Raw genomic sequence first — 19,617 nt, 5'->3', positions numbered from 1 at the left:
GATTCGTGATTTCGGGAGCCAGAGAGAGGCGCGGGCCACAATGACGTTCAACGCCCTCTCTCCAATCTCCAAAACCGGAGTGCAGTTATGGGTATGACCCACATAGTCGATCGACGACTGAATGGCAAAAACAAGAGCGCCGTCAACCGGGAACGGTTTCTGCGACGCTATCGTCAGCACATCAAAAAAGCGGTTGCCGAGGCCGTGCAACGGCGCTCGATCACCGATATTGAACGCGGTGAAAGCGTCAGTATTCCCTCGCGGGACATTCAGGAACCGATTTTTCATCATGGCCAGGGCGGTAAGCGGGAAATGGTGCATCCGGGCAACAAAGAGTTTGTGGCCGGTGACACTCTGCCGAAACCCCCGGGCGGTGGCCAGGGCCAAGGCCAGGGCCAGGCCAGCCCGGACGGCGAAGGGTTGGACGAGTTTGCCTTCCAGATTACCCAGGACGAATTTCTGGAGTTCCTGTTCGATGATCTGGAATTGCCCAACCTGGCCCGCAAACAACTGAAAGACACCGAGACCTTCAAATATGTCAGGTCCGGTTTCTCGACCCAGGGCGTTCCCGCCAAATTGGATGTGGTGCGCTCATTGCGGGGCGCACACGCCCGGCGCCTGAGTCTGGGCGGGGCGCGTAAACGAAAAATCCGGGAACTGGAAGAGGAACTGGCAAGCTTGCGAGCCGGCCCCCTTGAGCAAGACCCCGCGTTCAGCCACAAAGACCAGATTGAGGTTTTGGAGGCGGAGATCAGCCGTCTAAAAGCCAACATCCGGCGCATTCCCTGGATTGACGAAATCGATTTACGCTACCGCCAGCACCTGAAGCAACCACAACCGGCCACCAGCGCGGTGATGTTTTGCCTGATGGATGTGTCCGGCTCGATGACCCAGATGCACAAGGACATCGCCAAGCGGTTTTTCATCCTGTTGTACCTGTTCCTGAAAAAGAACTACAAGCGCATCGACGTGGTGTTCATCCGCCATCACACCAGCGCCAAGGAAGTCGACGAGGAGGAGTTTTTCTACTCTCGGGAAACCGGCGGGACCATCGTGTCCAGCGCCCTGAAACTGATGCACAAGATCATCCAGTCGCGCTATTCGCCTTCGGAATGGAACATATACGCGGCTCAGGCATCCGACGGTGACAACTGGAACGATGACTCACCGGTCTGCAGTAAGGTACTGGCCGACAGCCTGCTGCCTTTGGTGCAGTACTTCGCCTATGTTGAAATTACCCCGCAAGACCATCAAATGCTCTGGTACGAGTATGAAAAAATCATGGAGCGCTTCCCCCAGAGTTTCGCGATGCAGCAAATTGCCGACCCGGGAGAGATTTACCCGGTCTTCCGGCAGTTGTTCGAGAGGAAAGCGGCATGACAGCTTCGATTGACAAACCCAGCGTGCGTGAGCCAATTTCCACCGGTTCGGAGTGGACCTTTGACCTGATCCAGCAATACGACGACGAAATCGCCAAGTGCGCGGCGGAGTATGGGCTTGATACCTACCCCAATCAGATTGAAGTCATCAGTGCCGAGCAGATGATGGACGCCTACAGCTCGGTCGGCATGCCCGTGGGCTACCACCACTGGTCTTTTGGCAAGCAATTTCTGAACACCTCGAAAGGGTATCAGCGCGGGCAAATGGGGCTGGCGTATGAAATCGTCATCAACTCCAACCCCTGCATCGCTTACCTGATGGAGGAAAATACCCTGCCAATGCAGGCCCTGGTTATTGCCCACGCTTCCTACGGCCACAACTCGTTTTTTAAGGGCAACTACCTGTTCCGGACCTGGACCGATGCCAGTGCCATCATCGATTACCTGGTGTTTGCCCGTAATTACGTTGCCGATTGCGAAGAGCGCCATGGGCTGGATGCGGTGGAAGAAATCCTCGACTCCTGTCACGCCCTGATGAATTACGGCGTTGACCGTTACAAGCGCCCGGCCCCTATTTCCGCCGCCGAAGAGCAGCGGCGCCAGAAAGACCGGGAAGACTACCTGCAACTCCAGCTGAACGATCTGTGGCGCACCATCCCGAAACCGGAACTGGACGAGGAAGATGACGCCCGGCGGAAAACACGCTATCCGGCGGAACCCCAGGAAAACCTGCTTTATTTCATTGAGAAGAACGCGCCGCTACTGGAAACCTGGCAGCGGGAGATCGTCCGTATCGTGCGCAAACTGGCACAGTACTTTTATCCCCAGCGCCAGACCCAGGTCATGAACGAGGGCTGGGCCACCTTCTGGCACTACACGTTACTGCACCGGATGTATGAAAAAGGCCTGGTCACCGATGGCTTCATACTGGAATTCCTCCAGAGCCACACGGCGGTTGTCTATCAGCCGCCCTTCAACAGTCCCTGGTATTCCGGCATCAACCCGTACACGCTCGGATTTTCCATGTTCACCGACCTGCGTCGCATCTGTGAGCATCCGACCGATGAGGACCGGGAATGGTTCCCCGACATCGCCGGCAGCGACTGGGTCGAAACCCTGCATTTCGCGATGAAGAACTTCAAGGATGAGAGCTTCATCCTGCAATTTCTGTCACCCAAGGTGATGCGGGATCTCAAGCTGTTTGCCATCGCCGACGACGATGAGGAAGACGTGTACCGGATTACCGCCATTCACGACGAAATGGGCTACCGGCGTTTGCGGGAGCAACTCGCCCGTCAATACAACCTGAGCTACCGCGAACCCAACATTCAGGCCTGGAACGTCGACGTCCGTGGCGACCGCTCACTGACCCTGCGCCACATCCCCGTCAATAATGTGCCATTGGACGACTCCAGCAGCGAAGTACTGCGTCACGTTCACCGGCTTTGGGGTTTTGATGTTCACCTTGAAAGTGTCGAAGACGGCACCGTGGTGGAAGAGTTTCACTGCCCGGTCAGGCATCTGGATGCGGATGGAGAATAATCGGAGGGAAAACTTGGTGTTGTTAACGCACAGTAACGTGGAATATTGTGCTGACGGGGAATTGCCCGTCAGCACAATGCAGGGAAAAGCCTATACAACTTGCCCCCTCGCTCTTATGCTTAGCCGCGCCAGAATGGCTTGCGGATCTCATTGAGAGCGTCTGTCGGGGTGACACCGATGTCTCGCAACAGGTGACGGTCCATTTTGCTCAGCTGATTACGCGAACTTCTGCGGATGTTCCAAAGTTGCTGTTTTGCTCTGATTTTCTTAAACATAGAAAGGGTCTCTCTAAACTGAATGAGTCAATTAGTTAGGAGGCTACTATGTTAGAGATTTCTGCCCTAGCACACTATACGCAGAATACGCAATGCACAGAGAATCAGCACTCCGTAAACCCACTCACTGCACAGCGAACACGGTCACCATGGACAACGCACAACCCAACAACCCCCTGCACGGCATTACCCTGGAACAGATTGTTGTCCGGCTTGAAGCTCACTACGGCTGGGAAGGTCTGGCGAGCCGAATTCGTATCAATTGCTTTAAAAGTGACCCATCGGTGAAGTCCAGCCTCAAGTTTTTGCGGAAAACGCCCTGGGCAAGGGACAAGGTTGAGCATCTGTATATTTCAACGTTTACCGATTAGCATGCCCGCCCCTCTCACGGTCCAATAGCCCATGAGCGGCGGCGGAACCGTGGTGTCTAAACCGTGCCGGACCGGGTTTTGGGCGGGAGGTTTGCGGAGGCGTGACGTCACTGCTCGCTCTCGACAAGCCGGCCCGCAACCTCAGTCGTACGCCGTCTCCGGCAGCCACAATCGTAAATAGGCCACCGCCGCCTGTGCCGCCTGCTCAGCCATCGCATCGGTAATGCTGGCGTGGGTAAAATAGGAATGCTTCATACAGGCGAATGCAATCTCCACGGCGATGGTCATTACGTCCGGGTCGTCGGGCACCACCAGTTGTGGCCGGTCCCGTGCCAGCAACGCACGTAGCCGACGTCCAATATCCTGAATGGTGAATTCCTGGGCCAGGTAGGCATTGCGGCTCATCGGGCCACCCAGAATCAACATGCTCGCCACCGGATGGTGGTTGTAATAGTCTGCCGCCGCACGCGTCGTGATGGTACCCAGGGCCTCAAGGCTTGCGCCCCGAAGTTGATGCTCTATCGTGCCGATCAATGCCGCAACACGCCCCAGGTGAATGTCGGCGATGGCCAGCAACAACGCGTATTTGTTGGGGAAAAACTGATAGATCGATGCCCTGGGCACGCCCGACTGTCGGGCCACATCCGGGATCGACAGACCCTCGGGGCCGACCTCCAGCAGCAGCGTCTCGGCCACCGCCAGCACCTTATTGACCCGCTCCCTGCTACGGCCTTGCAGTGGCTTACGGTTGCTAATTGACGGCGATTTGGTGGGGCTTTCCACGAGCACCTTTCCAGTTTGATGGGTTGTCCGTTGACACTATATCCGACAAAAGTTAGATTTCAAAAAAACTATTTCGATAATAACAGCGTCCAGAATAATAATTAAGGAGCGCAATCATGACTTTAGCTGTGCACGTGTGCGTCATCGGCGCGGGCCCCAGTGGCCTGACCGCCGCTAAAAACTGCCTTGAAACCGGGCTGAATGTGACCGTCTTCGAAAAAAACGACAAGGTCGGCGGCAACTGGGTGTTCAATTCCAAAACCGGCCACTCCAGCGTCTATGACAATACCCACATCATCAGCTCGAAAAGCTGGTCCGAATATGAAGATTTTCCGATGCCGGAAGATTACCCGGATTACCCCAACCATCAACAACTGCAGGCCTACTTCGAGAACTACGCCCGACATTTCGGAGTCATGGAGCGAATTCGCTTTGATACCACGGTAGATCATATCCACCGCAACGATGACGGCCAGTGGGACGTTCAACATACCGGTCCGGATGGCAACACGTCCGTCACCACCTTTAGCCACCTGATGGTGGCCAACGGCCACCACTGGAACCCCCGCATGCCCGAATACCCCGGCCATTTCGAGGGCCGCTTCATGCACTCCCACGACTTTAAAGGCGTCGATGACAGCTGGCGCGGAAAGAACGTGCTGGTGATCGGGGCCGGCAATTCCGCCTGCGATGTGGCGGTGGAATCGGCTCGGCTGGCGGGCAGGGTCGGGCTCAGCATGCGCAGTCCTCAGTGGTTTCTGCCCAAGTTCATGTTCGGTTTACCCTCCGATGTCCTCGGCAGCCGCACACCGTGGCTGCCTGGCAAGGCCCGACAGCTTATTTTTACGGTGCTCCTGAAGTTGTTACAGGGTGACTACGCCAAAAAATACGGATTGCCCAAACCGAAAAAGCTGGTGCTGAGTCATCATCCCTCGGTCAATTCTGATTTGCTGGACTTTATTCGTCATGGCCGGGTCAAGCCCCGCCCAGGTGTTAAAGCCTTGCAGGACGACTCCGTCGAGTTCACCGACGGGCGCTTCGAAAGCTATGACATCATCGTGGCGTGTACCGGATTTCGTATCAGCTTTCCGTTTTTTGATACAGCCTTTATCGATTTTGAGCACGCCACTCGGGTGCCCCTTTACCGGAAGATGATGCACCCGGACTACCGGAACCTGTATTTCATTGGTTTGTTCCAGCCCCTGGGCTGCATTTGGCCACTGGCGGACTATCAAGCCAAGCTGGCGTGCCTGGAGATTCTCGGGAAATACCAACGCCCTGCCGACCTGGCCGGCGCCATCCAGCACGAGATTGATCACCCGCATCTCAAATTCGATACGGGCAGCCGTCACTCAACCCAAGTGGACTACCACAAATTCCGTCATGACCTGAAGGTGGAACTCAAAAAGGCGGGTATCGATATTGGCCAGCCACCCAAAGGGTTGCCGGGATACTACAAGCACTTCGCCGCGGCCAACCAGACCGACCATCAGGTCGACAACAGCCATGCGAGGGCGAGGCAGTGAACGACGTGATAGCCGGCGCCGAACGACACAAACCGCCGGTGGTTTTGATCCACGGCATGTGGAGCCAGCCGGAAGTCTGGGCGAACTGGCAGGCACGGCTGGAAGCCGAAGGCTACCACTGCCTGGCGATACGGCTGCCGGGGCATCGGGTCAGCCTGGACCAACAGGCGCGCAGCACGCTGGGTAAAACCACGCTACGGGACTACGTTGATGCGGCCGCAACCGTTATTGAGTCGCTGGTGGAGCCGCCCATTGTCATGGGGCATTCGCTGGGCGGTTTGATTGCCCAGATACTGGCCACAGAGGTATCGCTGGCCGCCGCAGTATTGATTAACCCGGCCGCGCCCGGGGCAATCTTTCCTTTAAGGCCGAAAACACTACCGGGCATGGCCCGGCATTTTGCGCGTCCCGGTTTGTGGCACAAGGCATTCAAACTGGCGCCCATTGAAGCTTCGTATTTGTTGTTCAATGCCATGCCACGGCAAGCCCATGCCCCCCTGCTGGCCGACCTGGTGTATGAATCCGGGCACGTGGCGTACGAAGTGGCTTTTGGTCCATTGAATCTCCGGCACACCAACCGGGTCAATAAACCCAGTATTTCCTGTCCGATGCTGGCCCTGGCCGGCCAGAGGGACCGCATTGTGCCGGTGGCCGTAAGTCGAAAACTGGCCAATTGGTACGGTGACGCCCTGACCTATTGGGAGTACCCCCAGCACGCACACTGGCTGTTGGGAGAGCCGGGCTGGGAAGGCATCGTTGATCGCACCTTAAAATGGCTGGAGAAGGCGCCACCAAAGGGTCTGACGTAATAAACGACGTACCCGAAAAGGACCGGGAAATTCATCAAAACCCGCTTGCGCGCCCCGGCAATCTATTGCAGACTCTGGCCATGGCAAAAGGATTTTTGCTGTCCTTCCCTGAATTTTTTGCCCACAAATCGTAACTGAACACTCCGTCTTTTGGCTGTTCTGGCCGTCGCCCTGCTGTGGAGTCTTGCGGTTTCAGTTGACCGTCGCAAAACGATCAAAACTGAATACCTGGAGTCCGCTATGAGCGTGGATGTTCCCCTCGACAATATCCGGATCAAACAGTTCCCCAATACTGGTGCAGGACAAGGCATCGAATTCGCCGGGGGTATCGACTTTGACCTCGATGAGATTCGAATCCGGGAGTTGGCGCCCATCAGTATCGGCGTGACAGAACTGCCGGCCATCAACATCGGTGTGACCAATCTGCCCGATGTTAACGTCATTGTATCCCTCTCGGTGGACAACCTGCCCACCATCGCCCTGGACTCCGACAGCCGTCTGAACACGGACAGCACGGTTAAAACTGACAACAAAGTGGACCTTGACCTCGACGTCCGGATTCGGGAACTCCCGCAACTGGACGTGCAGCTTGGATTGCGACCCATGCGCTTTCACTTTCCGCTCAATTATCGTTTTCGTCTGACCCTGTTCGGGATCAAGGTGTTCGAGTTTGAGACGTGTGGCGAGGGCATGATTGTCGCCGAAGACTACCAGGCCAAGTCGGCGGAGCAGTGCGAATAAACACCAAGGAGACGGACGGTGAAAGGCACACACTCAGGTGAACCCGGCTCGGATTGGCATTTGACCGATGGCCCTTACTCGTTTTCCGGCGCTCCGTTTGAGTGCCGCGGTGCGCTGACCCTGGTCAATAATTCCGACCATAAAATCAAGGTTCGGGCGCTGGCTACCCGGCCGCCCCAGCGGTATCGCAAAGACAGCAAACCACTGGCACCCACCCGGATGGTGCTGGCCGCACGCATTGCTCCCCATGGTGAAAGCCGAACCATGGCAGCCCTGCAACTGCCAAGCAGTACGCCGCCCGGTCATTACCAAACCACGGTGATCTGTGGCAAGCAAAAAACCCCCGTTAATGTCGAGGTACTGGCCCATCAGGAGTTGATGATAGAGCCGACCCACTTGCGGCTTCAGGGCGTCAGCGGACAGACCCTTCGCTGTAATATAACCCTCTCGAACCTTGGCAACGTGCCTGTCGACATTGGCGATGTGGGCATGGTGTGGCTGCGGGAATACGACTGGATCGGCCGGACGCTGGTTTATTCATTGCGTGAAACCGGCCCGGATGAAAGCTACGAAGATTTCGCCAATCGATTACTGCACGACTTTCGCAAACAACTCATCGCGCCCGCCCGAATCCAGTTCACACCCGCCATCGAGGCGTCTTTGTCAGCGGGGGAGGCCATTGAACGCACCTTAAGCCTCATGCTCCCTGCTGGCCTGAAAAAGGGCCGGCGTTACCTGGGTTTTATAAAAATCAACGACGACCGGGTGTGGCTGGAACTCTATTGCACCGGCAGCGGCCGAGCCATTCAAGCCAAACGGCAGCCGTAAGAAGCCACCCAGCCAAGGAGACCGCCATGACCCACGCCCCCTGCACCACCCCCGACTTGACGTGCGATCCCTCCTCCGGGGACCGACTCAAGATATTGCCGTCGGGACTCAATCTGGTCCTGCTGCCACCCCGCTTGCTGGCAGCATCACTGCAGGGTGCAGCCGACGTGGTCCGGAAGACGTTCGATGGCAGCTATGGTGACCTCTGCCCCGCCTGTCATTGCCGTCATGACAAACACCAACCTTGTTGCGGCATTCCCGAAACCCGTTGCCCGAGTGCCTGCGTCGGTCGTATCCATTGGACCGGCTGCCCGGGCGACAGTTTTCAGTATCAGGTCCAGGTCACCAATACCGCCGATGTTGAACGGGAATTCACCCTGACCGCGATGCCTTTTCCGTGCACGAAAGAGACCGTCAAGGTTTTTCCCGACAAGAAAACCCTTGCCCCGGGTGAGTCGCTGACGGCCGTCATCAGCTTTACCGTTCCCGAGACCTTTGCGGGCAGCACCTACAGTGCCCGCATCACTGTCGCCGGGGCGTACGACCAATTCATTCAGGTTTGGCTTGTCGTTCGCCCCAAGCAGGCGTGTTGCTGCCACATCGAACAGGGCGAGATTCCCAAACGAATTAAGGCCCATCACTGGTTTAACCACTTCCAGTGCGAAGAAGATTGTTTTAAACCCTCAAAACAGGCGGGCTGAGCTATGGCAAACACGATCCGGCACCGGCGCATTACCGTTAATGATACCTCGTTGCATGTGGCCATCTCGGCCCCCGACAAACCGCATGATCGGCATGTCAGCTCGGCCCGCGGCGCTGTGCTGTGCCTGCATGGATTTCCAGAAGGCTGGGTTGGCTGGCGCCCATTGATGCGGCAAATGCCCGATGTCGCGTTTTTTGCCCCGGATTTAAGAGGCTACCCGGCCTCCGATGCCGCCGGCAATGGCTACGATGTGTTCTCGTTGACCGACGATATCGATCAGTTGATAACTGAGCTGGGGCTGGACAAACCTGTGCTGCTGAGCCACGACTGGGGCGGGGCCTTGGGCTGGATCTACGCCCACCGTTTTCCCGAACGTATCAGCCGTTTGGTGGTAGTGAATTGCACGCACCCCCGCACCCTGGTACGCGCGGTGCTGAGGTTTGAGGATTTTCAGACCCTTCGCATCCCGTGGGTATCACCGTTCCAGATTCCCCGCCTGCCTGAACGTCTGCTGACCACACGGCTGGGCCGCACAATGCTGACGCTGTCGTTCACACTGAGAAAAGGCTCGCGGGGGCATATGGATCGGGATCTGGTGCGGGAAATCGTCCACCGTTTCGAACGTCCGAAAGACCTGCGGGGACCGGTGAATTATTACCGGGAATTCGTCAAAACCCTGATTCACACCAGCACTCGTGCGCAACTGGAACAGGTTTATGACAACCCGATTCAGGTGCCCGTCACGCTGATCTGGGGGCTTGAGGACGGCGCCTTGTCTGCGCGGGTGGCCCAGGCCAGTCACCGCGACGCCGGCTGCCCGGTCGAGTGGCGCCCACTCGAAGGCATTGGCCATTTTGTCGATCTTGAAGCGCCGGATTTACTGGCCCGAGAACTCTACCGGCTGCTCGATCAGAGCGATCGGCTACCTGCAGCCCGGTCATCCATGGAAACCGCCGCGTGAGCACACGGCAAGGGGGATAGGGAAATGACAGCACGATACGACGTTGTGGTCATCGGTTCCGGCTTCGGCGGTGCGATCACCGCCTGCCGGCTGGCCCAGGCCGGACGCGCCGTTTGTTTACTGGAAAAGGGTAAACGCTGGGATCGGCTTGACTTCCCCAGAGGCTCCGGCGAAGTCGCCCGGCTTGCCCTCGCCAATGACAAACACCGTGCCAACGGCGATGGATTTATTGAATACCGGGCATTTCGCAACATGGACGTGATTCAAGGCACCGGGGTTGGCGGTGGTTCGCTGCATTACTTCAATGTACACATCCGACCGCCCGCATTCATTTTTGACCAGCCATCCTGGCCCCGGCGCATTACACTTCGACGCTTGCGCCCCTATTACACGCTGGCCGCGGATATGCTGGGGGCCACCCCCATCCGTGATCACTTCGCCAGGCCGGTGCCCAGTCGCACCCAGGCATTTGAGGATGCGGTCAACAGTATCGGACGTCACGCCGACCGGGTGCCCGTCTGCGTGCGGTTTGCTGACCTGGAGACCGCCGAAGGGGTTCTGCCCGGCTGCGAGCACTGTGGTAACTGCCTGTTGGGATGTCATGTGCACGCCAAAAATACGCTGGACCTGAACTACATTCCGTTGGCCGAAGAATATGGCGCGGTGGTCTTACCGCAACACCAGGCTCTCAACATCACCCCGGACGGTCAGGGCTATGCCGTCACCTGCAGGGACCTCACGACGCCGCCCGCCGATCCGCCCAGCGACAGCTTTAAAACCTTTTATGCGCAGCAGGTGGTGGTCGCTGCCGGAACGTTGGGCACCAACGAGTTGCTGCTCCGCTGCAAACTTCAGACCCGGACGCTGCCACGGTTATCCGATCAGCTCGGACAACGCTTCTCCGGCAACGGCGATTTCATTTTTGCCGGCACCCGTTACCGGGACCGAATCGTCGATCCTGGCCGGGGGCCTAGCATTACAGCCGGCGTCGGATTCCGTCAGGAAAAAGACCAGTACATATACATTGAAGACCTCGGTTTCCCCGACCCGTTTGTCTGGCATTTCAACCATGCGATTCCGACCCGGGGCCGATTACGGCGCACGCTTCGCCAAGGCCGCCACTATGTCAGTGACGCGCTGGGCGCGGGTCTGAAGTTGCAGTTGGAGGAGTTGCTGGAAGACGGATTTCTAACCCACGTCTTACCCTACCTCGGCATGGGCACCGACGCCGCCAATGGTGTGCTGACGCTGGACAGGCACGGCGATGTGCGATTGCAGTGGTCGGCTCGCAAGAGCCTGCCAATGTTCCGCTTCATGGTGCAGCAAATGCGCAACCTCAGCGAGGCATCGGGAGGCCGATTCATCAACAGCTTCCTGTGGCGCACCCCCTTGATTGGCCTCCCCCTGCATAAAACCCTGACCGCACACCCACTGGGCGGCTGCGCCATGTCGGACACCCCCATGACCGGCGTCACCAACGATTGCGGTGAAGTCTGGGGCTACAAGGGTCTCTATGTCGCCGATGGCGCCTTGATGCCGGCCGCCATTGGTGTGAACCCGTCAGCCACCATTAGCGCTATTGCTGAACGGGTTGCCTTCCATCTTATCCATGGCCGGGAACTGCGCGAGGACGACGCCAGCACCCCGACCAACGAACGCACCGCTCGTTTACCCGTGCCCGTCGAGGCTGGGAGCAGACGGGCACCCACCACAACCCAGAAGGAATTGGCACCATGAACGCTGACACTGACACCGCCACCGCGGACACCAAACAGCAACCGACCAAACGTAAAACCCAGGCCACCAAAGCCAAACGCCCGACCCGTAAGGCGGCCGCCAGCACGCGCGAACAGCGTACGGACTCCCCGGTCCGGCAGTGGCTGAAACTGTCCCGGGAGGAGCTCGACTCACTCTATCAAAAAGCCAAACCCGGCAGCATTCCCCAGGGTGACACCCGGGGTACGGCCATTCTGGCCGGCGGTCCGCTGCCCCGGGTATTTGCCGGGCTGGCTCGGCTGCTGGCGTGGCAGGGCAAGGTGTTCGACTTGTTTTCTCCGGGCTACAGCAACGGCGTGGTGGTCAATAAAATCACCCCATTGGGACTTAACCTGATCGTTGCCAAAACCTACCGTGACCAAAGCTGGATGGATGGCAAAGAGACCATCGTGATCGACTACCGCAGCACGTCGCTACTGGCACGTAAAATTCGCGATGAAATTCGCGAGGTGGAACCGGGGGTCTACCTGGGCAAAGTCTGGTGGGGCAAGCGCCGAATACTCGACTTTGCCCTTGAGACACCCATCCCAGCCAATGCCTGAAGGGCAGCGCGAGTTTATGAAGCGAGTCATACATGGCGTCAAAGTGGCATTGGCGTCTCTGCACCCAATGCCACAGAACGCACTGACCATTCGGATGCCGGTGGTTGCCTCGCGGGAGCCGACCTTGCGTCAGGTGCTGGCCGACATTAATGACGACCCGCCCGATAATCCGGTGATGCCGTTTTCGGTCTTCAGCCAGCTGCACTTTGCCCGCTTCCTGCTCCTGGACGGCCCGAATGATCCTGAAACCTATGGTACGACGTTGATCTTTATGGCCAATGTGGACGGATCCGCCACGCAGTTTATTGACGAAATGGTGCAACAGGTTGCCCATGGGCTGGACCAGGTATTGAACGCCTGCCGCGGTTACCCTCCGCGACGCAAGCGTACCCGCGCCTCCCGGCGGGCGTACCTGCGACGCCACACCATCGACTCGCAGGCATTTTACATCAATACCGTCGGGCGCAGTGCCCGCCAGATTCGGCAGGAGGACGAACTGCATCAAGCCCTGCAGTCGTTCCTCAGTGATCTGGACGCGGCCAACATCGTTACCGCCCAGGAATTGCGGAGCATCATCATTGAGTATGTCAGCGGAAACCCGGAACTGTCCTGGGCACTGACGAGCCCCAACCGGCCCTCGCTGATCTGGCGAGCGGTGGAAGACCTCCGTTTTGCCACTCTGATGGCACTTGGCGGCCTGATTTTGTTCTGGGGCTGGCCGATTCTGCTGGTTTGGCTTCTGGTGCTACGGGGGCGTGAATTCAGCGATGAAGAATACACTCACCGGCCGGCCCTCAGCCGTCTCAACCAATTGCGCGCCACCGAGGACATTGCGGCCCACAACCCGTTTGCTGCCGTCGGTTACGTGAAACCCGGCTGGCTGAGACGCACCAATGCCCGAGCGCTGCTGGCGGCAGCCCAGGCGACCTTACGTCATGTCTTCAACAAGGGCGACCTGGCCGGCGTCCCCGTCCTGGGACTGGATGGAGTCGATACCATCCACTTTGCCCGCTGGACCCTGCTCGACAACGATCGTCGCTTGCTGTTCACCAGCAATTACGACGGCAGTCTGGAGAGCTACATGGTCGATTTCATCGACAAGGTGGCCTGGGGACTGAACCTGATATTCAGTAACGGCGTTGGCTATCCCCGAACTCGCTGGCTGGTGCACGAAGGCGCTCGCAAAGAGCAGCGTTTCAAGGACTACCTCGGTCTCCATCAAATTGAGAACCAGGTCTGGTTCACCCCCTACCCACATCTGACGGCCGTCAACATTGCCAATAATGAGGCCATTCGAGAGGGGCTACAGGGCGGTATGGATGAGGCTCAGGCGCAAGCCTGGTTACGGCGACTGTAATTAAAGGATGATCTTCGATGGCAATTCCAGACACGCTCGAATTTGATGACATTCAGGGCCTGGTTATCAGGGGCTACGGTGCACTGCCAGCGGCCTGCTATCTGTTGCTGAAAATCCGGGACCTCCGCCGGGCGAGGCCATGGCTGCGAGAGCTCACCGGCCAGATCAGTTACGCCAGTCACCGCCCCGACGAACAAGCAGTGAACCTCGCCGTCACTTACCACGGGCTGACCAACCTGCGCATTGAGCAGACCATTCTGGAGCGTTTCTCTGACGAATTCCGATCTGGCATGACGACGCCCCACAAGCGTCGCATCCTCGGTGATGAGGGTGATAACGCCCCCGAACAATGGCTTTGGGGTGGCCCTAATACGACACAGGTGGACCTGCTGCTGATGTGTTTTGGCCAGGACACCGTCACCCTCAACACCCTGTGCCACCAACTCAGAGACGGCATGACCGACCACGGTCTGGCACAGATAGCCCGACTGGATACCGAACCCCTGCCCGATTTCAAGGAACATTTTGGCTTCCGGGACAGCATTGGCCAACCCTACATCGCAGAATTTGACCTGTGGGACCGCCCTCACCCCAACCCGGTGCCACTGGGAGAGTTCCTGCTGGGTTACCCCAATGGTTATGGTCGCTTCACCCAGCGGCCGTTGGTGGAACCGGGACAGGACCAGCATAACCTGCTCGCCGCTGACCCGGAGGGCAGTGATCAACACGACCTCGGTTTAAATGGCACTTACCTGGTGTTTCGGCAACTGGATCAGGATGTGCCCGGTTTCTGGCACGCCATGAAGCACCAAGCCGAGGCAACCGACCATGAACGTGCCGACCCGGTCCGCATTGCCGCCAAACTGGTTGGCCGCTGGCCCAGCGGCACAGCACTGGTGCAATCTCCCACGCGGGATGACCCAAGCGTGATCGACAAAGACGATTTCCGCTACCATCGCTCCGACCAGGAGGGTCTGAAATGCCCTCTGGGGGCGCACATTCGACGCACGCACCCCCGGGACAGCTTGCCGCCGGAGCCCGGCTCTGAAAAATCGGTCGCCTTCAGCAACCGGCACCGCCTGCTCCGGCGGGGGCGGGTCTACGGCACTCCGTTTGATGACAGCCTGGATCCCGCCCGCTTTCTCGATGACCTTGACCGGGAAGAAGCGCCCGTCGCCCGGGGCCTGCATTTTATTTGCCTCAATGGGAATATCGGTCGCCAGTTTGAATTTGTGCAACACACGTGGGCCAACAACCCCAACTTCAACGGCCTGTACCAGGACCCGGACCCTTTGGTTGGTGCCCGCCAGGCCTACGGCCTGCCGCAACAGCAGTTCACCATTCAACAACGACCGGCCCGCTGCAAGCTCCAGGACTTGCCGGCCTTTGTCCAGACTCGCGGCGGTGGCTACTTCTTCTTACCCAGCCGTCGCGCACTGACTTTCCTGTTTTCCCCGCCCGCCAATGGCCGGCGACCCCGCACTCGTAAAGGAGCCACTCCATGAGCCTGATTCCACGGATGGTTGAAGCCGGCGCAACGTTTTTTATTGGTATTGCCCGGCGTTTGGACCCCCTCTATCGCGACGCCTTTGACCAACGCTTCCGGCAGCCCATCGAACGCATGACCCAGCGCCTGATTCGCCGACGCCTCAAAGATGAAGGGCTTGCGATCGGGGAAGAACTGGTCAAGCCGGGAGAGGCCCGGATTACCCAGGACATCACCGAAACCATGAACCGCTTTCTGGTCAAGGAGTATCGGCAAACCGGCAAAACCGCCGAGCGAGCCGGTAATACCAAAACCTATGGGTTGGTAAGAGCAACGTTGACGGTCAAACCAAATTTACCCAAACGCCTCCAGGTTGGGCTTTTCAAGCCGGGTCGAAGCTACCCGGCTTATGTCCGCTTTGGTGGCCCCGGACCGCGAGTGGTGCCCGACATCCAGGACAATGGCATTCTCAGTATCGGTATCAAATTGATGGGCGTACCGGGCAGAAAACTGTTGGACGATGAACAGCACACGGTGGATTTTTCGGGCATCAGTTCCCCCAGTTTCACCACCCCGAACGTGCAGGAAAACGTCAAACTGCAGCACCAGATTGCGCGAGGGACACCGTCCTGGTATTTCCTGAACCCACTGGATTCGCACTACCTCGACATGATCATGCAGGGTCTCTATGCCCGCACTCATGCCAACCCGCTCGAACTGGCGTATTACAGCTGCGTGCCTTACCGCTACGGCCGTGAGAATGGGCATGAGCGTGCCATCAAATACGCACTGATCCCAAGACTGTCCAAACGCTCGGAGGTCGGCCCATTGACCGACAATTACCTGCGCGAGGCGATGATCGCCACGCTGGCCAAAACCGCCGTCACATTCGACTTTGCCATTCAGTTCCAGAAAGACCCGGTGGCCATGCCCATCGAGGATGCCTCGGTGGTATGGCCGGAAAGCCTGTCACCGTTCATCACCATCGCCACCCTGGACATACCGAAGCAACGCTTTGACTACCCGGCGCAAGATGCGTTTGCCCGCAACCTGACCATCAACCCCTGGCACACGTTGCCGGTGCATCGACCACTGGGCAACCAGAACCGGGCCCGCAAGACCGTCTATTTGTCGACATCCCGTATGCGCCAGGCGATCAATGACGAACCTCACCTGGAACCCACCGGCGACGAGCAATTTGCCCCGACGGCGACCACGCCAGCACCGACACCCGCAACTGCACCCGACACCACGTCCGCCTCCACGTCCGCCACTGCGCCTGTTACAACAGCGGCAGGCCCGGCGACGGCCGACGAAGCCGTGTCGGAGGCCATGAACGCGACCGGGCAACACCTTCACTGACCCTACACACAAGGGGGAAGCGCCATGGACCTGGCCAAGGCATTACAACGCACCGTCACTGTCATCAAAAACTTAACTTACTTGCCTGGCGTCCTGTCGCCAGTGGATCAAACCGCACTCTGGTCGGAATTCCGGCCGGGCAACTACGAGTCCGTCCATCATTTTGCCCATGCCTTGCGGGCCACCGTCCTGCCTCTGTACGCACCGTTTCGCGAGGTGCCGCACTTGCCGTATGAGGTGCCCGAACAGGGCCAGGCCATTGAAGACAATCAGGCCTGGTATTTTCTCAACGGTATCTGTACCGATCGCAATGTACTGAGGCTCAATGGCAAGGCCCTCGCCGACCTGTTCCAGCGTAGGGTTTACCTGATGCACAATCCATCGGACGGGATTGTGCTGGATCTGCTGGAATGCGCGGCAGGCCGCACCATGCAACCGATCTCCACCCTCGAAACCAGCGTTGCGCAAATTCTGATGGAGGCTTTGGATACGCACAATAAGGTGGTCCTGATTGCCCATTCCCAGGGCGGCATCATCGCCACCGGTGCGCTCTACAAACTCGCCCGCCAGCTCACTGGCAGCCGCTCGCTGCTGCTCAACAAACTGGAGCTGTACACCTTCGCCAGTGCCGCCACCGAGCTGGTACTGCCTCAGGTATACGCCGAGCATTTTTGCCACCGCCAGGACTACGTGGCGCGAATCGGCGTGCTGGGCAATGCCGACCGGTTCAGCGGCCGAATATTCGAATGCGATGGCAGCGGGCATCTGCTGAACGCGCACTACCTGAGTCATTTTGTGGAAAGACGTTTTGAGGCCCGGGACACGGGCAGCAGCAAACTGATGGAAAAACTGCATCCGACCGTCATCACCGGCGAGACAGTGACGGAGTCACCGGCAGCCCACTGAGCGATACCCGAAGGGGATCAGTACAGGGAAGGATGGAAAAGAAGAGCGCTATGGACTGGGTGGTTGATGGAGAGCTTCAACCCACAGTGTTTGCAGCCGGCCCTCCTCACGAAGGGCATTCAGCGCCTGTCTGGCACGCGCCACCGTGGCCTCCGGCACATCCAGACTGAAAGCCAGATAGAGGTAATAGGACACGCCTTCGAGGTTCATCACCTTTTCAACCTGGGCCGGGTCAAAGCCTTCCTCTCGTAACAGGTATGGCAGGTTGTACTCACTCATCGGAAGCAAGTCGATACGCCCGGCAAACAGCTTCCTGACGTTGATTTCAGCACGGGGCGCCAGATCGAGATTTCGGCCTATCTCAAAGCCGCGTTCCAGCAAAAAGGCCTGCTTGATGTCCTGAAATTCACCGCCCACGCGATAGGCCTTGGCATCGTCCAGGGTCTTCACCTGAATGTCCTCGCGAGACCGCAATTTGTACAAGTCGACGTTGTAGGGCGCGATGGGGCCAACCCACTGAAACAACGGTTGACGCTCATCGGACATGGCGATGGAGTAGATCAGGATGGAATCCAGCTTCCTCGCCATCGTGAACGCCCGGGCCCAGGGATACACTTCAACGTCGCGCGTTTCGACTCCGGCACGCTCAAGGACTTCTCTGACAACGTTGGTCGACAGGCCGGATACAGAACCATGTTCAAGCATTGAGTAGGGCGGAAAATCGGACGTCACGACCCGCAATGGCTCCGCAGAGACAACACCGTGTTTGAGTCCCAGAACAACGATCAGTGACAACGTCAGTATTCGAGAACAACCCATTGATCTGGTGTCTACCTTATCGCAACGAAAACAGAAGATGACAACGACTAGCCGCCGGCATCTTACCGTTTTGCGATTGCGGAGCACAGGACTCTCAAGTCCCGGCATCCCGTCACCAGCGTCAAGGCCCACGCAAGCACTGGCTATAGCTCGGCAATAATTCACAAAAACAATGCGCTAGAGAAACAAATACTCAGTCTTTCCGACAGATTACATTTTAGGGGGTGCCGGCAATGTCATCAGAATCTGCCACTCAGCGTCCGACACCGGCATCACCGACAACCGGTTGCCCCGCTTTATCAGCGCCAGTCCCGACAGGCCCCCTGTGTTCTTGATGGTATCCAGCGTTACAAGCGGCTGCAGTTTGCGTTCAAACACCATATCGACAGCCTGCCAACGCGGGGCGTCCGGGCGGCTCTTGGGGTCGTGGTAGGGCGACTCCGGATCGAATTGAGTCGGGTCAGGGTAAGCTTCCCTGACCACGCGAACAATGCCCGCGATGCCAATGTGCTGGCAACTGGAGTGGTAAAGAAAGACCCGGTCGCCCCGGGTCATGGCGCGGAGGAAATTGCGCGCCTGATAGTTCCGCACCCCGTCCCAGGGGATGACGCGTTCCGGCTCGCGGGCGAAGTCATCGATACCGCATTCCGAGGGTTCGGTTTTTACCAGCCAATAGGCCATGGGCTTATCCTCAGTCGAGCGTTTGCAGGTACGACGTCAAGCGTTTTGGATCCGGCACGGTTACCCGGCCATAACTAAAGCTCATCAGGCCTTCCGACTCAAAGTGCTTAAGCACTTTGTGAACGCCCTGACGGGTCATGCCCATCATATTGGCAATGTGCTCCCGGGTCAGGCGAAAGGTCACGGGTAAAGACGCGCTGATGGAATCGCCGTGCATCTGGGCGAGAAACAGCAATCGCCGGCCGATTCGTGCCTCAATACCGCGCAGCGCATCATCCTCAATCAGGGACATCGCCGACCACAGTCGCCGGCTGACCAGATCCAGCGCGACCGGATAGCCTTCCGGGTACCGTGCCATCAATTGCCGAAACCCCTCACCAGGCAGCTCGACCAGCGTGGCCGCCTCATGGGCAGTGGCGCCATACACCCTCGGAGTTCCAGGCGAAAACACGGTGTCGCCAAACCAGGCGCCCGCGTCAAAAATGACCAGCACGGCTTCTCGGCCAGCCGCATTCACCGAACTGATACGGACGGTGCCTTCGGCAATCACTGAGAGCGTGGACTGCAGGGTGCCTTTGCCGTAAATCGGCTCATCTGCCTGAAAATGCCGGACACGGGCCACCGCCACGGCCTCCTCAAGCGCCCGGTCGGGAAAGGCCTGAAACAGCGGGCAGTTTTTCAAGACGGCTTTCGAATCGATCATGTCCAGAGTGTAAACCAATTGACAGTGTTCGTGACGTGGTGCGGCCTACACTTCTCTTAATGCGATC

The 19,617-nt window shown here is 58.1% G+C and carries 20 protein-coding genes; 15 read left to right on the top strand and 5 right to left on the bottom strand.

Annotated elements, in window-relative coordinates:
- The first annotated feature begins 93 nt into the window (after nt 1-93).
- Complete coding sequence (locus tag GRX64_RS04225) at nt 94-1,380, top strand: YeaH/YhbH family protein (RefSeq protein ID WP_207308730.1); 1,287 nt, start codon at nt 94-96, stop codon at nt 1,378-1,380.
- Entirely contained in the window at nt 1,377-2,921 is a 1,545-nt protein-coding gene (locus GRX64_RS04220) for a SpoVR family protein (protein ID WP_166263968.1), read from the top strand. The genes GRX64_RS04225 and GRX64_RS04220 overlap by 4 nt, the downstream gene beginning before the upstream one ends.
- A 119-nt stretch (nt 2,922-3,040) precedes the next feature.
- Here the strand turns inward: GRX64_RS04220 and GRX64_RS19775 are convergent, their stop codons facing one another.
- Complete coding sequence (locus GRX64_RS19775) at nt 3,041-3,196, bottom strand: DUF1127 domain-containing protein (RefSeq protein ID WP_166263966.1); 156 nt, start codon at nt 3,194-3,196, stop codon at nt 3,041-3,043.
- 149 nt (nt 3,197-3,345) lie between these two features.
- On the opposite strand from GRX64_RS19775, the gene GRX64_RS04210 reads away from it, so the two are divergent.
- Nucleotides 3,346-3,567 (top strand): VF530 family protein, encoded by a 222-nt coding sequence (locus tag GRX64_RS04210; protein ID WP_166264129.1) that lies wholly within the window; start codon nt 3,346-3,348, stop codon nt 3,565-3,567.
- Nucleotides 3,568-3,708: 141 nt separating this feature from the next.
- On the opposite strand, the gene GRX64_RS04205 is transcribed toward GRX64_RS04210, so the two are convergent.
- Nucleotides 3,709-4,350 (bottom strand): TetR/AcrR family transcriptional regulator, encoded by a 642-nt coding sequence (locus GRX64_RS04205; protein ID WP_207308728.1) that lies wholly within the window; start codon nt 4,348-4,350, stop codon nt 3,709-3,711.
- Between the two features lie 116 nt (nt 4,351-4,466).
- Here GRX64_RS04205 and GRX64_RS04200 point away from each other — a divergent pair, with 116 nt between their 5' ends.
- The 12 genes from GRX64_RS04200 (at nt 4,467) to GRX64_RS04145 (ending at nt 17,347) form a co-directional block, all read left to right on the top strand.
- The gene (locus GRX64_RS04200) at nt 4,467-5,876 is read left to right on the top strand and encodes a flavin-containing monooxygenase (RefSeq protein WP_166263962.1); all 1,410 of its coding nucleotides are present in this window, start codon (nt 4,467-4,469) and stop codon (nt 5,874-5,876) included.
- Nucleotides 5,873-6,685 (top strand): alpha/beta hydrolase, encoded by an 813-nt coding sequence (locus GRX64_RS04195; protein WP_166263960.1) that lies wholly within the window; start codon nt 5,873-5,875, stop codon nt 6,683-6,685. Before GRX64_RS04200 ends, GRX64_RS04195 begins: the two co-directional genes overlap by 4 nt.
- A gap of 240 nt (nt 6,686-6,925) precedes the next feature.
- Entirely contained in the window at nt 6,926-7,426 is a 501-nt protein-coding gene (locus GRX64_RS04190; RefSeq protein WP_166263958.1) for a hypothetical protein, read from the top strand.
- A gap of 18 nt (nt 7,427-7,444) precedes the next feature.
- Nucleotides 7,445-8,254: a COG1470 family protein gene (locus GRX64_RS04185; RefSeq protein WP_166263956.1), complete on the top strand. Its 810-nt coding sequence runs from the start codon at nt 7,445-7,447 to the stop codon at nt 8,252-8,254.
- A gap of 26 nt (nt 8,255-8,280) precedes the next feature.
- A complete protein-coding gene (locus GRX64_RS04180; protein ID WP_166263954.1) occupies nt 8,281-8,955 on the top strand; it encodes a COG1470 family protein in 675 nt (224 codons plus the stop codon).
- Nucleotides 8,956-8,958: 3 nt separating this feature from the next.
- Nucleotides 8,959-9,918: an alpha/beta fold hydrolase gene (locus GRX64_RS04175; protein WP_166263952.1), complete on the top strand. Its 960-nt coding sequence runs from the start codon at nt 8,959-8,961 to the stop codon at nt 9,916-9,918.
- A 24-nt stretch (nt 9,919-9,942) separates the two neighbouring features.
- Nucleotides 9,943-11,655 (top strand): GMC oxidoreductase, encoded by a 1,713-nt coding sequence (locus GRX64_RS04170; protein WP_166263950.1) that lies wholly within the window; start codon nt 9,943-9,945, stop codon nt 11,653-11,655.
- Nucleotides 11,652-12,236 carry a hypothetical protein gene (locus tag GRX64_RS04165; RefSeq protein WP_207308727.1) on the top strand — a complete coding sequence of 195 codons (585 nt, stop codon included), beginning with the start codon at nt 11,652-11,654 and terminating at the stop codon, nt 12,234-12,236. Before GRX64_RS04170 ends, GRX64_RS04165 begins: the two co-directional genes overlap by 4 nt.
- A gap of 16 nt (nt 12,237-12,252) precedes the next feature.
- On the top strand, nt 12,253-13,593 hold the full coding sequence (locus GRX64_RS04160) for a hypothetical protein (RefSeq protein ID WP_166263948.1): 1,341 nt from the start codon (nt 12,253-12,255) through the stop codon (nt 13,591-13,593).
- Between the two features lie 17 nt (nt 13,594-13,610).
- A complete protein-coding gene (locus GRX64_RS04155; protein WP_166263946.1) occupies nt 13,611-15,098 on the top strand; it encodes a Dyp-type peroxidase in 1,488 nt (495 codons plus the stop codon).
- The gene (locus GRX64_RS04150) at nt 15,095-16,441 is read left to right on the top strand and encodes a catalase family protein (RefSeq protein ID WP_207308726.1); all 1,347 of its coding nucleotides are present in this window, start codon (nt 15,095-15,097) and stop codon (nt 16,439-16,441) included. Before GRX64_RS04155 ends, GRX64_RS04150 begins: the two co-directional genes overlap by 4 nt.
- A gap of 24 nt (nt 16,442-16,465) precedes the next feature.
- Nucleotides 16,466-17,347, top strand: a complete 882-nt coding sequence (locus tag GRX64_RS04145) for an alpha/beta hydrolase (RefSeq protein ID WP_166263944.1) — start codon at nt 16,466-16,468, stop codon at nt 17,345-17,347.
- A gap of 48 nt (nt 17,348-17,395) precedes the next feature.
- Here the strand turns inward: GRX64_RS04145 and GRX64_RS04140 are convergent, their stop codons facing one another.
- The 3 genes from GRX64_RS04140 to GRX64_RS04130 all read right to left on the bottom strand — a co-directional run bounded on the left by GRX64_RS04140 (nt 17,396) and on the right by GRX64_RS04130 (nt 19,550).
- On the bottom strand, nt 17,396-18,166 hold the full coding sequence (locus GRX64_RS04140) for a substrate-binding periplasmic protein (protein WP_166263942.1): 771 nt from the start codon (nt 18,164-18,166) through the stop codon (nt 17,396-17,398).
- A gap of 210 nt (nt 18,167-18,376) precedes the next feature.
- The gene (locus GRX64_RS04135; protein ID WP_166263940.1) at nt 18,377-18,847 is read right to left on the bottom strand and encodes an EVE domain-containing protein; all 471 of its coding nucleotides are present in this window, start codon (nt 18,845-18,847) and stop codon (nt 18,377-18,379) included.
- A 10-nt stretch (nt 18,848-18,857) separates the two neighbouring features.
- On the bottom strand, nt 18,858-19,550 hold the full coding sequence (locus tag GRX64_RS04130; RefSeq protein WP_166263938.1) for a Crp/Fnr family transcriptional regulator: 693 nt from the start codon (nt 19,548-19,550) through the stop codon (nt 18,858-18,860).
- Nucleotides 19,551-19,617: the final 67 nt, after the last annotated feature.

The sequence above is a fragment of the Marinobacter caseinilyticus genome (assembly GCF_011074955.1).
Taxonomy (GTDB): Bacteria; Pseudomonadota; Gammaproteobacteria; order Pseudomonadales; family Oleiphilaceae; genus Marinobacter; species Marinobacter caseinilyticus.
This window is presented reverse-complemented; position numbering and strand designations above follow the sequence as displayed.